Here is an 18,616-nt window from a genome sequence, read left to right as displayed (position 1 = left end):
CCGGGCCCCAGCCTCATCCGGCGGCGCCCGCCCGTCCCCTCCTCCGGTCCACCGGGAAGAGGGCCGTCACCTGCCAGCCGCCCTCGGGGGCGGGGCCCGCCGACAGCGCGCCGCCCATCGCCTTGGCGCGTTCGGCCAGGCCGACGAGGCCGAAGCCGCCTCCTCTGGCCTGTTCGGAGAGCGGTGCCGCGTGCTTGCCGTCGTCGGCGATCCGCAGTTCGACGCCGGCGGCGACTCCCCGTACGCCGATGCGTACGGCCGTGGCGTCGGCGGCGTGCTTGCGGATGTTGGTGAGGGCCTCGCGGACGACGCGGTGGACGCCCGCGGCGACGTCGCCGGGGATCCAGTCCTCCAGGCCCTGTTCGATGTAGAGGACGACCGGCGGGCCGGTGCGGGCGAAGGCCTCGGTGAGGGCGCGGACCTCGGGGAGGCCGGCGACCGGCGCGGTCTCGGCGTCGCCCTCGCGCAGGACGCCGACGAGGCGGCGCATCGCGTTGAGGGATTCGCTCGCGGAGGTCTCGATGCGCTCGAAGGCCGCCGCGGCGGGCCTTCCTTCGAGGGCGGTGAACCGGGCGGCCTGTGCCTGGACGACGATGCCGGTGACGTGGTGGGCGACGAGGTCGTGGAGTTCGCGGGCGAGTTCGAGCCGCTCGGCGGTCCGTACGGCCGCCATGTCCCGTACGCGCTGGCCGGATTGGTTGCGCAGCAGCAGGGAGTAGGCGGTGACGACGACGGTGAGGGTGCCGAAGACGGCGGTGAAGGGTCCGGGGCTGAGGTCGCGCATGGGGGCGGCGATGCAGGCGATACCGATCAGGGGGCCGAGGGTGACGGCGACGCGGGTGGCGGGGTGCTGGAGGACGGCGGTCAGCAGGACGAGGAGGGCGATGTCCTCCCCCATGCCCCAGACGGTGGAGGGGTGGTTGCTGATCATGAGGACGGCCGAGGTCGTCAGGGAGACGGTGGCAGCGACGGCGCCCCGTACGGCGAGCGGGATCCAGCCGTAGGGGACGGCGCAGAGGCAGACGGTGACGCCGGAGGCGAGGACCATGGCGTGCGGCTGGCTGGGCTGCCGGGCGAGGACGAATCCCTCGAAGCCGACCAGGGTGAGGAGGACGGCGCCGAGCGCGGCCTTGGCCGCGACGGCCCGCCGGGGGTGCCGGGCCGCCCACCCGGCGCGTCTGGTCACGCTCCGCCCGAGGCCAGCCCGCTCTCCCAGGCCCAGGCGGCGATCTCGACGCGGTTCCGGGCGTCGAGCTTCAGCTGCACGTTGGCCAGGTGGGTCTTGACCGTGGACAGGGAGACGAACAGTTCGGCGGCGATCTCGGCGTTGGTGGCGCCGCGGGCCAGGCAGCGCACGACGTCGGCCTCGCGGTCGGTGAGGGGCTCGGACGGGGTGCGGACGGGGCCGGCGCCGGCGCCCGCCGGGGCCATGTCGCGCAGCAGGCGGACGGTGATGGCGGGCGAGATGAGGGAGTCGCCGACGGCGGCGGCGTGCACGGCCTCGACGAGCATGGCGGGGCTGGCGTCCTTGAGGAGGAAGCCGGAGGCGCCGTTGCGGAGCGCGGTGTGCACGTATTCGTCGAGGTCGAAGGTGGTGACAATGACGATGCGGGGCCGGGGGCCGCGCTCGGGGTGGGCGGCGGCGAGCTCGGACAGGCGGCGGGTGACCTCGAGCCCGTCGAGCTTGGGCATGCGGATGTCGAGGAGGAGGACGTCGGGCCGGTGCTCCTCGACGGCCGCGAGGGCCGCCTCGCCGTCCACGACGTCGGCGACGACCTCGATGTCGGGCTGGCTCTCCAGGATCATCCGGAAGCCGGTGCGGACCATCTCCTGGTCGTCCGCGATGACCACGGTGGTCGCCATGCTGTTCCCTCGCACTGTTCCTCGCCGGTGCCCGGGTGTGCCCGGGGTGTCCTCTGCCCTCTTCTGCCCTCTTCGCGTCCCTCCATGTCACCGGGGGTGACGGGCGGCCGCGACCGCAACGGTCAAGCGTCCGTCCCCGTGCGGGCGGAGCGGCGCAGCGCGACCCGGACGCCGTAGGCGCCGCCGCCCGCGAGGAGCAGGGCCGCTCCGGCGAGGGCCGGGGTGCCGATGTCGTGGCGGCCCTTGATGGCCTCGCTGGCCTCGACGACGCGTTTGACGGGGTTGCTGGAGACGGCGCGGACCTTGTGGCGGCCGTCGTCGGTGCCCGTCGCGGTGCGGGTGCGGGTGGCGCCGTGCGGGGAGCGGCCGTCGTGGGCGGGCTTGGTGCCGTGGCCCTGGGCGGCCTTGGTGCCGCGCTGGTGGTCCTTCGGCGTGTCGCCCGCGGGGGCGTCCGGGGTGTGGCGGAGGGCGCCGGAGGAGAAGTCGTAGTAGGCGGGCTGCTCGGTGCCGTCGAGGTCGGCGCGCAGGGTGGGGCGGGCGGTGTCGCCGCCGATGATGCGCAGGTGCAGCCGGTCGAGGTCGGCGGTGGGCCGGGTGGTGTCGATGGTGCGCTGCTGTTTGCCGTGGGTGACGGTGGCCCGGGTGCCGCCGTCGCCGGAGGTGAGGCGGGCGTGGCTGCCGTCGGGGAGCTGGACCTGGCGCACGGTGGCCGGGCGGCCGGGGTGTCCGTCCCTGCCCGCGGCGTCCCCGGTGCCCCCGGTGCCCGCGGCGAAGGCGCTCGCCGTCGGCCAGACCACCGCGCCGACGGCGGCGGTGAGAAGGGTGACGGTGGCGATGCGGTGCTTGGCGGACACGGAGGTCCCTTTCCGTGCGTACGGTTCGGTCCACGGCCCACGGGGTCCGGATCGCCTCTGCCTCCGGGGCCGCGTGGGCCGTGTCTCACACGTTACGGACCTTTATGGGCTCCACACTTCGACTGTCCGACCATTCCCGCATCGGCCGAAAGGATGACGGTGGGTGCCGTGCGTCATACCGCGGTCCTGGGGGCGGGGTGGGTCCGGCGGGGTGCCGCGCGGGCTGTTCCGTCCCGTGCCGGGAGACGGGTCCCGGGGCCCGCGGGGCCGTCGGGGCGGGTTCCCGGCCCGGGGAAAGGGGCAGGTCCGCTGCGCCGTACGGGTCGGGTGAACCGCCGGACGGCCCATTGACGGCGGGGCCGTGGCGGCCGGGCGGGCGGGGTCAGCCGCCGAGGCTCGCCGCCGCGCTCCTGATGTTCGCGGCGAAGGTGCTCACCTCGCTGTAGACGCCGGGGTAGCCGGGGCGCGCGCAGCCCTGGCCCCAGCTGACGATGCCGACCTGGATCCACTCGCCGGCGTTGTCCTGACGGAACATGGGGCCGCCGGAGTCGCCCTGGCAGGTGTCGACGCCGCCCTGTTCGAGGTACCCGGCGCAGATCTCGTCGCCGGGGGTGAGGGCTCCGCCGTAGGCCTTCTGGCAGGCGGCGTCGTCGACGTAGGGGACGGTGGCCTTGAGGAGGTAGCGCTCCTGGGGGCCGCCCTCGGTGGCGGCGCCCCAGCCGACGATGGTGAAGGTGCCGTTGTTGTAGGCGGGGGTGTCGGCGATCTTGAGGGTGGGCCGGTCGACGGGGCGGGCGAGCTTGATGAGTGCCCAGTCCTTGCCGGTGCCGTTGTAGCCGGGGGCCTGGAGCACCTGGGTGGAGTTGGTCTTGACGGCCTGGGCGGAGTCGAGGTCGACGACGCCGGTGGTGGCGGTGATCGAGGTGTTGGGGCCGCTGCCGTCGACGCAGTGGGCGGCGGTGAGGACGATCTGCCGGGTGTAGAGGGCGCCGCCGCAGCCCATGGACAGCCGCACCATCCACGGGAATTCGCCCTGCTGGGCGCGGTCGCCGCCGACGACGGTGCGGCCCGGACCGGGGTCGTGGGCCTGGGCGACGGCGGGCTGGAGGGTGAACGCGGCGGCCACCACGGCGAGGACGGCCACGGTTCTCCTGAGTGCTGTGAGGTAGGTGCGCAACGGACTTCCCTTCGTGGAGGGTGAGCCGTACATGTCAGGATCATGTCAATCCGATATTCGAACATGAGTCCTTGCGGCGCGCTGTGATTATGGGGACGCCCGAAAGGAGCGACAAGCCTTCCGTTTCGGCCAGCCACGGCCGCCCCCGGGCTCCGCCCGCACACCACCGGCCCGCGCTTACAGTGGAGGCAGGGCAGGGACGGACCAAGGGGGTGGTCGCGTGGGCTCGGACCTCGGGATCGTGCACGGGTTTCCGCACCTGGACACCGTGCGGGCCGCGATCACCGCGCTGTACAAGAGGCTCTCCCACGACACGGTGCACTCCTTCGGGGCGAGCGTGCTCCCCGTGGACGTGGCCTTCTCCGACGACGAGAACCCCTATCTGGGCGTCCAGCGGGTCGCCGGGGTGATGGTCCGGCACCTCCGGCTGCCCGACGCGCGGATGATCGTCAGCTTCCGCGAGATGCGGCACGCCGGGAGCGTCGAACTCGCCGCGGGTCCCGAGTACTTCGTCGAGCTCAACTCCCGCTTCAAGACCCACCGCAGGGACATCGGCGCGGCCCTCGCCCACGAGGTCATGCACGTCTATCTGCACCGGCTCGACCTGGGCTTCCCCGGCACGCGGGACAACGAGATCCTCACCGACACCGCGGCGGCCTACCTGGGCTCCGGCTGGCTGCTGCTGGACGCGTACCGCGAGTCGTCGGTCTCCACCCAGAAGCTGGGCTACCTCACGCCCGAGGAGTTCGGCTACGTCCTCGCCAAGCGGGCGCTGGCCTTCCGCGAGGACCCCGCGCCCTGGTTCACCAGCCCGCAGGCGTACGACGCGTACGTCAAGGGCATGGCCCGCGCCCGCCGGGACGAACAGCGGCCCCCGCTCGCCGCGGCGGGCCTGCTGGGCCGCCACCGCTACGCCCGCGACCGCCGCACCGCCCACTCCTCCCCCACCGGCGGCTACGCCTTCGAGGGGCGCGACCCGCTGCGGGTCAGCTTCCCCTGCCCGACCTGCCACCAGCGGCTGCGGGTGCCGGTGCAGGGCAGACTGCGGGCGCGGTGCGGCCTGTGCGGGACGGTCCTCGACTGCGACACCTGAGCGCTCCGCCGGGTGTGCGGTCCGTCGGCTGCGGGTGCGTCGTTGCTGGTCGCGCCCACGCGGCGGAGCCGCAGATCGACGCTGCCCCGCGCCCCTTACGGGCGCGGCACCGGACTTCCACGAGCCCGCACAGCGGGAGACCGCGAGGATCCGCCGGACGGGCTTCAGCGGGCGCCCCACCACTGCCGCAGCACCCGCTCCGCCGGTTTGCCGTGCGGGGTGTAGGCGAGCCGCTTGGCGGTCTCGCCGCTGCCCGGCCAGTCGTCCCACATCCACCAGCAGACCCCCGCCCACCACGGCTTTCCGTCGAAGGCGGCGAGCAACGCCTCGTAGGCGGCGGCCTGTTCGTCGTCGCCGCTGGACTTGCTGACGGTCCAGGAGTACGGGGCGGTGGTGGTGCCGCGCTGGCTGACGTAGCCCGCCTCGGTGAAGAGGATCCGGCGGTGCTCCCGCGCGGAGAAGGCCGCCAGCTCGTCGCCGATCGGCTTCCACGCCTGCCGCAGGCCGCTGGCGTCCGTGGTGGCCTTCCGCGCCAGCGGCCAGTAGGCGTCGACGCCGATGACGTCGAGATCCCCCCAGAACGGGATGTTCCGGTACTCGTCGTAGTTGGCGGCGTAGGTGAGCGGCCCCCCGTAGACCTTGCGGACCGCCGCGACGACCTTGCTCCAGCGCCCGCCGTCCCGTGAGGTCCCGGCGAGTTCGGTGCCGACGGCGAGCTGTTCGGTCCGGGTGTCGGCGGCGAGCCCGGCGTAGTGGGTCATCAGGCGTTCGTACGCGCCGAACCAGGCGTCCGGATCGGCGGGTCTGATGCCGGCGCGGTCCTCGCCGTTCGCCAGGTCGACATGCGGCTTGACCATGACCTTGAGCCCGGCGGAGTGCGCGAGGCCGATGATGTGCCGGAGGCTGTCGTCGCTCGCCGTCTCCTCGGTGGTGTGCATCGCGGGGTCGGTGACACCGTCCTGGTACCAGGTGGGGGTGAAGGTCACCCAGCGGGCCCCGGTGCCGGCGATCTGCCGGAGGTACGTCGCGGCCTCGGGCCTGCTGTAGTCGTCGGTGTTCCACGAGGGGAGCGTGATGCCTCGCAATCCGCTCACCTTCCTGTCGTCGGGCCGGCCGCTCGGCGTCGTGGAACCGTCCGGGGAGCCGGAGGTGGAGGAACAGCCCGCGAGGAAGAGGGCGGCCGCCACCGCCAGTGCGGCGGCCGCCCTCCTCGTCGCGTTCACTGGCCGAGTTCCGTGGGACCGACGAAGGTGTAGCCGAGGGCCCTGATGCCGTCGATCGTCTGCTGCAGCGGGGCCACGGGGTAGTACGGGTGGTAGAAGAAGCTCGCCACACCGTCGCGCACGGCCAGATTGGCCTTGGCGGAGGCGATCAGGTCGGCAGGGAGCCGGGCCGGGTGGTTGTTGTACGGCAGCGGCTCGTAGTTGCCGATGTTCTCGGGCAGCACGGTCGTACCGTAGACGTCCTTCACCGCGTACGGGAAGAACTGGCCGATATAGCGGCTGGAATCCACTGTTCCGCCACTGAGCGTTCCGGCGAAGTACAGCGAACGCTCCAGCCGGGCCGTGTAGTTCTGGCCGAGGACGCGGTAGTCCGCGGCGGACGCGGCGTAGTGCGGGGTGGTCCACAGCGTGGGTTTGGGCAGCCCGGCGGCGGCGAAGCCGGCGAGCGCCGAGGTGACCCGGGTCTGCGCCCAGGCGGTGGAGTCCTCCGGCGGCGGGCCGTCGAGGACGACGTTGTTGGACGCGTCGACGTGCGCCTTGAAGAACTCGAAGTCGTCGCCGGTGACCCCGGTGTAGGGGTTGTTGACGTTGCTGTACTGGTGGGTGAAGCCGTGGTTCATCAGGACGGCGCCGTGGGCGAGCATGTATTTGAGCGCGGCGACGACCTGAGGAGCCTGAGCCAGGGTGACGGTCTGCGGGACGCCGTTGTTGTAGACGCCCTTGGGGTCGGTGTAGACGGGGATGACATTGATCCCGTAGGGGATGTTCTGCGAGGCCAGGTAGTCGGCCATGGAGCGCAGTTGCGCCGGGTCCGACTGGGGGCTGATGTCCTCCAGGCGGACGAATGCCCGGTGCCGGTCGGCGGTCGCGGGGGCCAGCGAGTCGAAGAGCAGGTCCTCGAAGGCGACGACGCGGTCGCTCTCGGAGACATAGGCGAAGGGGATCTCACCGACATAGGTGAGGTTGCCCGAACGGATCGCCCAGGGGCTGGTGGTGCCGGTGCTGGCGTCCGTGGCCTGCGCGAGCTGGTTGACCTGCGGATAGCCGGGGCCGGTGAGCAGGGCGGGGTGCAGGACGCCGCCGTCCTGGCCGGCCGGGATGTTCCGGGTCAGCTGCTGTCCCTTGTAGCTGACCTGGTTGATGTTCCCGACGCTGCCGTTGGGCGCGAAGTACGAGTTGGTCGGGTCCCAGCCGTAGTGCTGCTCGAACTGGGTGACGCCGACCGCGTTGGCCATGTTCCAGATGTTGTCGCCCAGCCAGGTCACGGGGTGGGCGGTGGCCAGCGCGTCCTGGTAGAACGCGGCGGGCACGGCGTCGGGGACGGAGCCCCCGTAGTAGGTCGAGCCGAGGTAGAACGTGGCGGTGTACTGCTCGGTCATGCCCGCGGTGTAGGCGGAGACGGGCTTGGCGGTGACGGTGCCGAAGTGACCGGCGAGATTGGAGACGGCCATGGCGTAGAGCTCGCCCAGCTGCCCGTACGGGCCGGTGGTGTCGTAGAGGACGAGCGCGGAGGTACCGGCCGGGGTGGCGAGCACGCCCTTCGGCTGCGCCGGGGCGAGTTCCGCTGCGCGGGCCTGCGCGGCGGCGTGCTCGGCGGAGACGGCCTGCGCCGGTGCGGACTTGGCGGAGACGGCCTGCGCCGGTGCGGACTTGGCGGAGACGGCCTGCGCGGCCGCGGGTCGCGCCGACGTGGACCTCGCCGTGGCCGACTGCGCGGAAGCGGACTCGGCAGTGGCGGCCGTCCCGGTCGCACTCTTCGCGACAGCGGTCTGCGCCGAAGTCGCCCCCGCAGGTGCGGACTTCGCAGCGGCGGCCCGCGCCGATATGGACCTCGCCGTGGCCGACTGCGCGGAAGCGGACTCGGCAGTGGCGGCCGTCCCGGTCGCACTCTTCGCGACGGCAGCCTGCGCCGAAGTCGCCCCCGCAGGTGCGGACTCGGCGGCGGCAGCCCGCGCCGACGCGGACCTCGCCGTGGCCGACTGCGCGGAAGCGGACTCGGCAGTGGCGGCCGTTCCGGTCGCGCTCTTCGCGACAGCGGTCTGCGCCGAAGTCGCCCCCGCCGGTGCGGACTTCGCAGCGGCGGCCCGCGCGGGAGCGGACTTCGCAGCGGCCCCCGCGGGAGCGGATTCCGGTACCGCGGGGCGGACGACGAGCGTGTGCGCCTTGCGCTGCTTCTCGAGTGCCAGTCGGGACCTGGCCCAGCCGGCCACGTCCTTCTCGGTCGCCGGGGAGAGCGAGACCGGGTGGATTCCCGCTCTTCCGGAGGGCTGGGGTATCGGGGTCTTCGCGGCCTCGGTGGCCGGGAAAAGCGCGGCCTCGGCCGCCGGGGACAGCCCCACGCCGCCCGCCAGCGCGGCCACCGCCAGGACGACGGAGGAGACCCGGAATACCCTGGGCCTCCTTCTCCTATTTTGCATTGTGTTTCCCCCTGGATAATGCTTTCTTGGCCGTCGCCCCACACGAATAACAGGGGCCCGACGGTTGGCCGATTCTTCTGGTGCGCAACAACCCATGTCAATAGACAGTTTCGATCCCGACCTGGCAATTCCGAGCAACCCCGTTGGTGCAGACCATTGACCACATACGCAACAATGGCCGCCGACCGGCCCTAACAAACGGTAGGTCCAGTGAATTTGGGATTCCGATCAAACAAGTCTCACCAAGTCCGACTGTATTACCCGTTGCATCTGATACCTTCCGAGCGCACCGCCTCATTGCGAGGCGAAATCGGGGGGAACTCATGTACGGAAAACCAGCCCCGGGCACCATCCTGCCCATGGCCGGACTGACAGCCGCTCCACAGGTAATTCCTGGACTTCCCTTCGCGAAGGGGCTCCAGGAAGTCGCGGGCGCGGGATTTCTGCTGTACTGCGCGACCGCGATAGCCATGCTCTCGATCAAGTTCTGGCTCCAGCTGCGAAACGCCGGTGACCAGCCTTGATCACCGAAATTCTGGCGTGGTCCGCCATCGCCATCATCGTGATGGCGGGCTGCTACAACACCACGCTCTTCGCCCTTTCCCGGCGCCGCATGCGCCGCGGCCGCGGACCGCGGCGGCCGCGTCTCTACATCTTTCTGCTCGCCTGCCTCAACGAGGAACGGGTCCTCGGCGAGAGCCTGGCCCGGATCACCGCTCTGCCCGCGGGCAATTTCATGGCCCTGGTCATCGACGACGCGTCCGACGACGGCACCGCGGCCATCGCGCGCGCCGCGGCCGAACGCGCCACGCCGGGCAAGGTACAGCTCCTCCAGCGGCACCTGCCGAACGCCCGCAAGGGCAAGGGCGCCGCCCTCAACGCCGGCATCCGCCACCTGCGGACCTCCGGCCTGCTCGACGGCTACGACCCGAGCGAGGTCATCGTCTGCGTCGTGGACGCCGACGGCCGCCTCGACCAGCACGTCGTCCAGGCCGTCGACCCCTACTTCGACGACCCGCGCACCGGCGGCACCCAGATCGGCGTGCGGATGTACAACCGCGACAAGGGCCTGCTGGCCCGGCTCCAGGACATGGAGTTCGTCATCTACGGCGACATCTTCCAGAGCGCCCGGCGCTATATCGGCAGCGTCGGCATGGGCGGCAACGGCCAGTTCATGCGGCTCTCGGCCCTCGACTCGCTGGCCGGGCCCGAGGGCGGCGGCCCCTGGAGCGACTCCCTCACCGAGGATCTCGACCTGGGCGTCCGGCTGATCGCCCGCGGCTGGGTCAACCAGCACTGCACCCACGCCGCGGTCTCCCAGCAGGCCGTGCTCGACGTCAAGCGGCTGGTGCGGCAGCGCTCCCGCTGGTTCCAGGGCCATCTCCAGTCGGCGGGGCTGGTGCCGCTGATCCTGCGCGAGGTCCCCACCCGGGCCGCCCTCGACCTGCTCTACCACCTGTCCAGCCCGGTGCTGATCCTGCTCACCTCGCTGCTCCCGCTCTCCTTCCTCGTCGCCCTCGGCGGCACGGCCGTCGGCTCCTTCGAGGCCGGGCGCGCGCTGATCTCCCCGTGGTGGGTGCTCGGCCCGTACGTCCTGTCCTTCACCGCGGCCTACGTCTACGCCTTCGTCTACACCCGGCGCGAAAAGGGTCTCGGGCTGCTGCGCGCGATCCTGCTCTCCCACGCCTTCGTCCTCTACGGCTACATCTGGTTCGCCGCCGGATGGTGGGGCCTGTGGCGGATGCTCACCGGCAAGCAGACCTGGCTGAAGACCGCGCGCACCTGAACCGCTCTCCTCCGCCCATCGGCAACGCCCTTCCTAGGGAGAACCATGTCCTCGGAATCCTCGGCATCCCCCGCGTCCTCGGCATCCCCCGAACTCGTCACCGCGCCCGTACGCGCCATGCTCGTCCTCGGCACCCGCCCGGAGGCCATCAAACTGGCGCCCGTGGCCCGCGCCATGGGCCGCTCGCCGCTCTTCGAGCCCGTCGTCGTCACCACCGGCCAGCACCGCGAGATGCTCCACCAGATGCTGGACCTCCTCCAAGTGCCCGTCCACACCGAGCTCGACGTGATGCGCGAGCGGCAGCAGCTCTCCACCCTGACCGCGCGGCTGGTGGACGGGCTGGGCGAGGTGGTCCGCGCCGAGCGGCCCGACCTGGTCGTGGTCCAGGGCGACACCACCACCGCCCTGACCGGCGCGCTCGCCGCGTTCTACGAACACCTCCCCGTCGCCCACGTCGAGGCCGGCCTGCGCACCGGTGTCCTCGACAACCCCTTCCCCGAGGAACTCAACCGCCGTCTCATAGGCCGGATGGCGCGCTGGCACTTCGCCCCCACGCCCCGCGCCGCCGCCCATCTGACCGCCGAAGGCGTCCCGGAAGCCGAGGTGTTCACCACCGGCAACACCGTCATCGACAACCTGCTGTGGGTCCTCGAAGAGGGCACCGGCCACAGCCGCTTCGAGAGCGGGCGGCGGCGCGTGCTGGTCACGCTGCACCGGCGCGAGAACCAGGGCGACACCATGCGCGCGATGGGCAAGGCCCTGTGCCGGCTGGCCGACCGGGGCGACGTGGAGATGGTCCTCCCGCTGCACAAGAGCCCGGCCGTGCGGGAGGCGCTGCTTCCCGAGCTGTCCGGGCATCCGGACATCCGGGTGGTGGAGCCGCTCGGCTACCTGGACTTCTCGGCGACGCTGGCCTCCTGCGACCTCGTGCTGACCGACTCGGGCGGCATCCAGGAGGAGGCGCCGACCCTGGGGAAGCCCGCGCTGGTGCTGCGGACGACGACCGAGCGGCCCGAGGCGGTGGAGGCGGGCGCGGCGCGGCTGGTGGGTACGGAGCCGGAGGCCATCCTGGACGCGGCGATGCGGCTGCTGGACGACCCGGTGGCGTACGAGCGGATGGCGACGGCGGGCAATCCCTTCGGGGACGGGCACGCCACGGACCGCATCGTCGCGCAGCTCGCGGAGGACTTCGGCGCGGACGCCGGACCCGATCGGGGCGTCGTCCCACTGGTCGCCTCCCGTCCCGAGGGTCCGGGGTCATACTCGACGGCATGACGAGAGTTCACCGGCTGCTCGGCCTCGCTCTGCTCGCCGCCGCGGTGGCGGCGGGCATCGCACTGGCGGTGAGCGGCATCTGGGGGGCCGGTGACGGCAAGCCCGAGCGGCCGTGGGCGGAGGGTTCCGTCCACGGCCCGTGGCGTTCCGTGTTCGACGGGCACGGGGAGAACATCGGCCGTCACGACGGTCTGGAGCTGTCCCCCGAGCCGGCGCGGACGCCGGACGTGACGCACGCGGGGCTGGTGGTCTCCACGGCGGTGTACGGCTCGGTGGACTTCCAGGCGCGGATACGGACGGTGGAGCAGTTGCGGACGCCGAAGCCGAATCCCTGGGAAGTGCCGTGGCTGGTCTGGGCGTACACCGATCCCGAGCACTTCTACTACCTCACGCTGAAGCCGAACGGCTGGGAGCTGGGCAAGCGGGACCCCGCGTACGCCGGTGGCCAGCGGTTCCTGGCGACCGGGCAGGGCTCGTTCCCGATCGGCACCTGGTCGGACGTCCGGATCGCGCAGCAGGGGGCGCGGATGGAGGCGAGCGTGGACGGGAAGGGCCTGATCGCCTACGAGGACCGGGAGCATCCGTACACGTCGGGGAGCGTGGGGGTGTACACGGAGGACGCGCGGGTGGAGTTCACGAATCTGGTGGCCCACGCGCCGGGCGAGTGAGGGGTGGTGCCGCGGTGCCCGCCACCGGTCGGGGTGAAGGCGGGCACCGCGTGTTCGTGGGCCCTGGCCGGGCCGTGCCCTGATCAGACCGTGAGGGACCGGTCCGTCGGGCGGACGGGGGCGGGCAGGGTGCTGGTGCCGGTGAGGTGGCGGTCGACCCCGCGCGCGGCGGAGCGGCCCTCGGCGATGGCCCAGACGATGAGGGACTGGCCGCGTCCGGCGTCCCCGGCGACGAACACGCCGGGGACGTTCGTCGCGTAGTCGGCGTCCCGCGCGATGTTGCCCCGCGCGTCGAGTTCCAGGCCGAACTGCTCGACGAGCCCGTTCCTGACGTCGGTGCCGGTGAACCCCATGGCGAGGGTGACCAGTTGGGCCGGGATGCGGCGCTCGGTGCCGGGCAGCTGGACGAGCTTTCCGTCCGTGAACTCGACCTCGACGAGGTGGAGCCACTGGACGTTGCCGTCCTCGTCGCCCTCGAAGTGGGTGGTGGAGACGGAGTAGACCCGTTCGCCGCCCTCCTCGTGCGCGGAGGTGACCTTGTAGAGCATGGGGAAGGTCGGCCAGGGCTGGTGCGGTGCCCGTTCCTCGCCCGGCCTGGGCATGATCTCCAGCTGGGTGACGGAGGCGGCGCCCTGGCGGTGGGCGGTGCCGACGCAGTCGGCGCCGGTGTCGCCGCCGCCGATGACGACGACGTGCTTGCCCTCGGCGGTGATGGGCGGGGTGACGAAGTCGCCCTCCTGCACCTTGTTGGAGACGGGCAGGTACTCCATGGCGAAGTGGATGCCGCGCAGTTCGCGGCCGGGCACGGGCAGGTCGCGGGAGGTGGTGGCGCCCGCGGCGACGACGACGGCGTCGTAGCGCCTGCGCAGTTCGGCGGCGTCGATGTCGCGGCCGATCTCCACCTCGGTGCGGAACTTGGTGCCTTCCGCGCGCATCTGCTCGATGCGGCGGTTGATGTGCCGCTTCTCCATCTTGAACTCGGGGATGCCGTAGCGGAGCAGGCCGCCGATGCGGTCGGCGCGCTCGTAGACGGCGACGGTGTGGCCGGCCCGGGTGAGCTGCTGGGCGGCGGCCAGGCCCGCGGGGCCGGAGCCGATGACGGCGACGGTCCTGCCGGAGAGCCGGTCCGGGGGCTGCGGGGTGACGTCGCCGTTGTCCCACGCCTTGTCGATGATGGTGACTTCGACGTTCTTGATGGTGACGGGGGGCTGGTTGATGCCGAGGACGCAGGCGGATTCGCAGGGCGCGGGGCAGAGGCGACCGGTGAACTCGGGGAAGTTGTTGGTCGCGTGCAGGCGCTCGCTGGCCGCCTGCCAGTCGTCGCGGTAGGCGTAGTCGTTCCACTCGGGGATGAGGTTCCCCAGGGGGCAGCCGTTGTGGCAGAAGGGGATGCCGCAGTCCATGCAGCGTCCGGCCTGCTTGCCGATGACGGGCAGCAGGGAGCCGGGGACGTGGACCTCGTTCCAGTCCTTGACGCGCTCGCCGGCGGGGCGGGTCCGCGCGACCTCGCGGCCGGTGGTCAGGAAGCCCTTGGGGTCAGCCATGAGTCGCCGCCTCCATCATCTTCTCGTGGGTCTCGTTCTCGGAGAGCCCCGCTCGCTCGGCGGCGTCCTTGGCGGCGAGCACTGCCTTGTAGGTGGCCGGGACGACCTTGCGGAAGCGGGTCACGGCCGTGTCCCAGTCGGCGAGGAGTCCGGCCGCGACGGTGGAGGCGGTCTCCTCGTGGTGGCGGCGCACGACGTCGTGCAGCCACTGCCGGTCGTCGGCGTCGAGGGGCTCGACGGCGCCGGCCAGTTCCCTGTTGACGTTGTCGGGGTCGAGGTCGACGACGTAGGCGACGCCGCCGGACATGCCCGCCGCGAAGTTGCGGCCGGTCTCGCCGAGGACGACGGCGCGGCCGCCGGTCATGTACTCGCAGCCGTGGTCGCCGACGCCCTCGGAGACCACGGTGGCACCGGAGTTGCGGACGCAGAACCGCTCACCGACGCGGCCGCGGAGGAACATCTCGCCGCCGGTGGCGCCGTAGGCGAGGGTGTTCCCGGCGATGACCGAGTACTCGGCGAGGTGGTCGGCGCCGCGGTCGGGGCGGACGACGATCCGGCCGCCGGAGAGGCCCTTGCCGACGTAGTCGTTGGCGTCGCCCTCCAGGCGGAGGGTGATGCCGCGCGGCAGGAACGCGCCGAAGGACTGGCCCGCGGAGCCGGTGAAGGTGATGTCGACGGTGTCGTCGGGGAGTCCGGCGCCGCCGAACCTCTTGGTGACGCGGTGCCCGAGCATGGTGCCGACGGTGCGGTTGATGTTGCGGATGGGCACCTGGGCGCGGACGGGCCGGGCGTCCTCGGCGCTGTGGGCGGCGAGGGCGTCGGCGGCGAGCTCGATGAGCTCGTTGTCGAGGGCCTTGGCCAGGCCGTGGTCCTGCTCGGTGACGCGGTGCCGGACGGCGCCGGACGGCAGCTCCGGCACGTGCAGCAGCGGGGCGAGGTCCAGGCCCTGTGCCTTCCAGTGGCCCACGGCCCGCTCGGTGTCGAGGAGTTCGGCGCGGCCGACGGCCTCCTCCAGGGTGCGGAAGCCCAGCTCGGCGAGGAGTTCGCGGACCTCCTCGGCGATGAACTCGAAGAAGTTGACGACGAATTCGGCCTTGCCGGCGAACCGCTCGCGGAGCACCGGGTTCTGGGTGGCGATGCCGACGGGGCAGGTGTCGAGGTGGCAGACGCGCATCATGACGCAGCCGGAGACGACGAGGGGCGCGGTGGCGAAGCCGAACTCCTCGGCGCCGAGCAGCGCGGCGATGATCACGTCGCGGCCGGTCTTGAGCTGGCCGTCGGTCTGCACGACGATGCGGTCGCGCAGGCCGTTGAGCAGCAGGGTCTGCTGGGTCTCGGCGAGGCCGAGCTCCCAGGGGCCGCCCGCGTGCTTGAGGCTGGTGAGCGGGGAGGCGCCGGTGCCGCCGTCGTGGCCGGAGATCAGCACGACGTCGGCGTGGGCCTTGGAGACGCCCGCGGCGACGGTGCCGACGCCGACCTCGGAGACCAGCTTCACATGGATGCGGGCCTCGGGGTTGGCGTTCTTGAGGTCGTGGATGAGCTGGGCGAGGTCCTCGATGGAGTAGATGTCGTGGTGCGGCGGCGGGGAGATGAGGCCGACGCCCGGCGTCGAGTGCCGGGTCCTCGCCACCCACGGGTACACCTTGTGGCCGGGCAGCTGGCCGCCCTCGCCGGGCTTGGCGCCCTGGGCCATCTTGATCTGGATGTCGTCGGCGTTGACCAGGTATTCGCTGGTGACGCCGAAGCGGCCGGAGGCGACCTGCTTGATGCTGGAGCGGCGGGCGGGGTCGTGGAGCCGGTCCGGGTCCTCGCCGCCCTCGCCGGTGTTGGACTTGGCGCCGAGCCGGTTCATGGCGATGGCGAGGGTCTCGTGGGCCTCGCGGGAGATGGAGCCGTAGGACATGGCGCCGGTGGAGAAGCGCTTGACGATCTCGCTGACGGGCTCGACCTCGTCGAGCGGCACGGGGGTGCGGTCGCCGGCGAGGGAGAACAGGCCGCGCAGCGTCATCAGCCGCTCCGCCTGCTCGTTCACCCGCTGGGTGTACTGCTTGAAGATGTCGTAGCGGCGGGCGCGGGTGGAGTGCTGGAGCCGGAAGACGGTGTCGGGGTCGAAGAGGTGCGGCTCGCCCTCACGGCGCCACTGGTACTCGCCGCCGATGTCCAGGCGGCGGTGGCTGGCGGCGATGCCGGTGGCGGGGTACGCCTTGGCGTGCCGGGCGGCGACCTCCTGGGCGACGACGTCCAGACCGGCGCCGCCGATCTTGGTGGCGGTGCCGTGGAAGTAGGCGGCGACGAACTCCTCTGCCAGGCCGATGGCTTCGAAGACCTGGGCGCCCCGGTAGGAGGCGACGGTGGAGATGCCCATCTTGGACATCACCTTGAGCACACCCTTGCCGAGGGCCTTGATGAGGTTGCGGATGGCGTCCTCGGCCTCGATGTCCGGCAGGAACGTGCCCGCGCGGACGAGGTCCTCGACGGACTCCATGGCCAGGTACGGGTTGACGGCCGCGGCTCCGTAGCCGATGAGGAGCGCGACATGGTGGACCTCGCGGACGTCACCGGCCTCGACGAGCAGGCCCACCTGGGTGCGCTGCTTGGTGCGGATGAGGTGGTGGTGGACGGCGGAGGTGAGCAGCAGGGAGGGGACGGGGGCGTGCTCGGCGTCCGAGTGGCGGTCGGAGAGGACGATCAGCCGGGCGCCGCCCGCGATGGCGGCGTCGGCCTCGGCACAGATCTCCGCCAGCCGGGCGGCGAGCGCCTCGCCGCCGCCCGCGACGCGGTAGAGGCCGGAGAGGGTGGCGGCCTTGAGGCCGGGGAGGTCGCCGTCGGCGTTGATGTGTATGAGCTTGGCGAGCTCGTCGTTGTCGATGACGGGGAACGGCAGGGTGACGCTGCGGCAGGAGGCGGCGGTGGGCTCCAGGAGGTTGCCCTGCGGGCCGAGGGAGGAGACCAGGGAGGTGACGAGCTCCTCGCGGATGGCGTCCAGCGGCGGGTTGGTGACCTGCGCGAAGAGCTGGGTGAAGTAGTCGAAGAGCAGCCGGGGGCGCTGGGAGAGGGCCGCGATCGGGGAGTCGGTGCCCATGGAACCGATGGGCTCCGCGCCGGACTTGGCCATGGGGGCGAGGATGACGCGGAGCTCTTCCTCGGTGTAGCCGAAGGTCTGCTGGCGGCGGGTGACCGAGGCGTGGGTGTGCACGATGTGCTCGCGCTCGGGGAGCTTGCCGAGCTCGATGAGCCCGGCGGACAGCCAGTCCTGGTAGGGCTGTTCGGCGGCGAGCCCGGCCTTGATCTCGTCGTCCTCGATGATGCGGTGCTCCGCGGTGTCGACGAGGAACATCCTGCCGGGCTGGAGGCGGCCCTTGCGGACGACCCTGGCGGGGTCGATGTCGAGGACGCCGACCTCGGAGGAGAGGACCACGAGGCCGTCGTCGGTGACCCAGTAGCGGCCGGGGCGCAGGCCGTTGCGGTCGAGAACGGCGCCGACGAGGGTGCCGTCGGTAAAGGTGACGCAGGCGGGTCCGTCCCAGGGCTCCATCAGGGTGGAGTGGTACCGGTAGAAGGCGCGCCGGGCCGGGTCCATGGAGGCGTGGTTCTCCCAGGCCTCGGGGATCATCATCAGCACGCTGTGCGGGAGCGAGCGGCCGCCGAGGTGGAGCAGTTCCAGGACCTCGTCGAAGGAGGCGGAGTCGGAGGCGTCGGGGGTGCAGACGGGGAAGGTCCGCTCCAGACTCTCCTCACTCCCGAACAGGCCGCTGGCCAGCTGGGATTCGCGGGCGCGCATCCAGTTGCGGTTGCCCTGGACGGTGTTGATCTCTCCGTTGTGGGCGACGAAGCGGTACGGGTGCGCGAGCGGCCAGCTGGGGAAGGTGTTGGTGGAGAAGCGGGAGTGGACCAGGGCGATGGCCGTGGCGAAGCGGCGGTCGGAGAGGTCCGGGAAGAACGGCTCCAGCTGCCCGGTGGTGAGCATGCCCTTGTAGACGAGGGTCCGCGCGGACAGCGAGGGGAAGTAGACGCCGGCCTCGCGCTCGGCGCGCTTGCGCAGGACGAACGCCTTGCGGTCCAGGGCGAGTCCGCTGTGCTCGTGGTCCGTGACGAACAGCTGCCGGAAGGCGGGCATGGTGGCGCGGGCGCCGTTGCCGAGCAGGTCGGGGGCGACGGGGACGGCGCGCCAGCCGAGGGCCGTGAGGCCCTCCTCGGCGGCGATCGTCTCGATGTGTGAGACGGCCGTTCCGGCGGCGTCCTCCTCGGCGGGGAGGAAGGCGATGCCGACGGCGTACGCCCCGGCCTCGGGGAGCTCGAAGGAGACGTGTTCCCGGAGGAAGGCGTCCGGGACCTGGAGCAGGATGCCTGCCCCGTCGCCCGAGTCGGGCTCGGAGCCGGTGGCGCCGCGGTGCTCCAGATTCCGCAGGACGGTGAGCGCCTGCTCCACGAGCGCGTGGCTCGCCTCGCCGGTGAGGGTCGCGACAAAGCCCACGCCACAGGCGTCGTGCTCGTTGCGCGGGTCGTACATCCCCTGCTGGGCGGGGTGGGATGCGGCAGACAAGGGACGCATCGGCTCTCCCGTCGTCGTCATGGCAGTCATGGCGGGTGCATGTGCCGAGGGACGACGTTGGCCCTCTGCGATGAAAATTTGACGCAGATTACATGATGGCCCGCTTCTCGAAAAGCGGAAGCTCCGGTCCAGCATGTGGACGCTGCAGACGAGGGGGCAGCTCC

The 18,616-nt window shown here is 71.9% G+C and carries 12 protein-coding genes; 4 read left to right on the top strand and 8 right to left on the bottom strand.

Features of this window, described 5'->3' with window-relative positions; translation table 11 throughout:
• Window positions 1-13: 13 nt before the first annotated feature.
• The 4 genes from ACWD4A_RS02995 to ACWD4A_RS02980 form a co-directional block, all read right to left on the bottom strand.
• A complete protein-coding gene (locus tag ACWD4A_RS02995) occupies window positions 14-1,186 on the bottom strand; it encodes a sensor histidine kinase (RefSeq protein WP_451188617.1) in 1,173 nt (390 codons plus the stop codon).
• On the bottom strand, window positions 1,183-1,863 hold the full coding sequence (locus ACWD4A_RS02990; protein ID WP_451188614.1) for a response regulator: 681 nt from the start codon (window positions 1,861-1,863) through the stop codon (window positions 1,183-1,185). Before ACWD4A_RS02990 ends, ACWD4A_RS02995 begins: the two co-directional genes overlap by 4 nt.
• Window positions 1,864-1,985: 122 nt before the next feature.
• The gene (locus tag ACWD4A_RS02985) at window positions 1,986-2,717 is read right to left on the bottom strand and encodes a hypothetical protein (protein ID WP_451188611.1); all 732 of its coding nucleotides are present in this window, start codon (window positions 2,715-2,717) and stop codon (window positions 1,986-1,988) included.
• A gap of 382 nt (window positions 2,718-3,099) precedes the next feature.
• Window positions 3,100-3,927: a S1 family peptidase gene (locus ACWD4A_RS02980; protein WP_451188608.1), complete on the bottom strand. Its 828-nt coding sequence runs from the start codon at window positions 3,925-3,927 to the stop codon at window positions 3,100-3,102.
• Between the two features lie 187 nt (window positions 3,928-4,114).
• Here ACWD4A_RS02980 and ACWD4A_RS02975 point away from each other — a divergent pair, with 187 nt between their 5' ends.
• The gene (locus ACWD4A_RS02975) at window positions 4,115-4,987 is read left to right on the top strand and encodes a hypothetical protein (protein ID WP_451188605.1); all 873 of its coding nucleotides are present in this window, start codon (window positions 4,115-4,117) and stop codon (window positions 4,985-4,987) included.
• A 164-nt stretch (window positions 4,988-5,151) separates the two neighbouring features.
• Here ACWD4A_RS02975 and ACWD4A_RS02970 read toward each other — a convergent pair whose 3' ends face one another.
• Together ACWD4A_RS02970 and ACWD4A_RS02965 are read right to left on the bottom strand one after the other, a co-directional pair.
• A complete protein-coding gene (locus tag ACWD4A_RS02970) occupies window positions 5,152-6,210 on the bottom strand; it encodes a glycoside hydrolase family 113 (protein WP_451188602.1) in 1,059 nt (352 codons plus the stop codon).
• Window positions 6,207-8,570, bottom strand: coding sequence for a DUF2334 domain-containing protein (locus ACWD4A_RS02965; protein ID WP_451188599.1), 2,364 nt, complete (start codon window positions 8,568-8,570; stop codon window positions 6,207-6,209). Before ACWD4A_RS02965 ends, ACWD4A_RS02970 begins: the two co-directional genes overlap by 4 nt.
• 577 nt (window positions 8,571-9,147) lie before the next feature.
• On the opposite strand from ACWD4A_RS02965, the gene ACWD4A_RS02960 reads away from it, so the two are divergent.
• From ACWD4A_RS02960 to ACWD4A_RS02950, 3 genes are read left to right on the top strand one after another with little or no spacing between them, the layout of a single operon-like run.
• Entirely contained in the window at window positions 9,148-10,413 is a 1,266-nt protein-coding gene (locus tag ACWD4A_RS02960) for a glycosyltransferase family 2 protein (RefSeq protein ID WP_451188596.1), read from the top strand.
• Between the two features lie 45 nt (window positions 10,414-10,458).
• Window positions 10,459-11,688 (top strand): non-hydrolyzing UDP-N-acetylglucosamine 2-epimerase, encoded by a 1,230-nt coding sequence (gene wecB, locus ACWD4A_RS02955; protein WP_451188593.1) that lies wholly within the window; start codon window positions 10,459-10,461, stop codon window positions 11,686-11,688.
• Window positions 11,685-12,356, top strand: a complete 672-nt coding sequence (locus ACWD4A_RS02950; RefSeq protein ID WP_451188590.1) for a calcium-binding protein — start codon at window positions 11,685-11,687, stop codon at window positions 12,354-12,356. Before wecB ends, ACWD4A_RS02950 begins: the two co-directional genes overlap by 4 nt.
• An 83-nt stretch (window positions 12,357-12,439) precedes the next feature.
• On the opposite strand, the gene ACWD4A_RS02945 is transcribed toward ACWD4A_RS02950, so the two are convergent.
• Window positions 12,440-13,900: a glutamate synthase subunit beta gene (locus ACWD4A_RS02945; RefSeq protein ID WP_451188587.1), complete on the bottom strand. Its 1,461-nt coding sequence runs from the start codon at window positions 13,898-13,900 to the stop codon at window positions 12,440-12,442.
• Window positions 13,893-18,452 (bottom strand): glutamate synthase large subunit, encoded by a 4,560-nt coding sequence (gene gltB / locus ACWD4A_RS02940; RefSeq protein WP_451188584.1) that lies wholly within the window; start codon window positions 18,450-18,452, stop codon window positions 13,893-13,895. The genes ACWD4A_RS02945 and gltB overlap by 8 nt, the downstream gene beginning before the upstream one ends.
• Between the last annotated feature and the right edge of the window lie 164 nt (window positions 18,453-18,616).

It is taken from the genome of Streptomyces sp. NPDC002537 (assembly GCF_053594975.1).
Note: the sequence above shows the minus strand (reverse complement) of the source record. Positions and strands in the feature narration are given on the sequence as shown.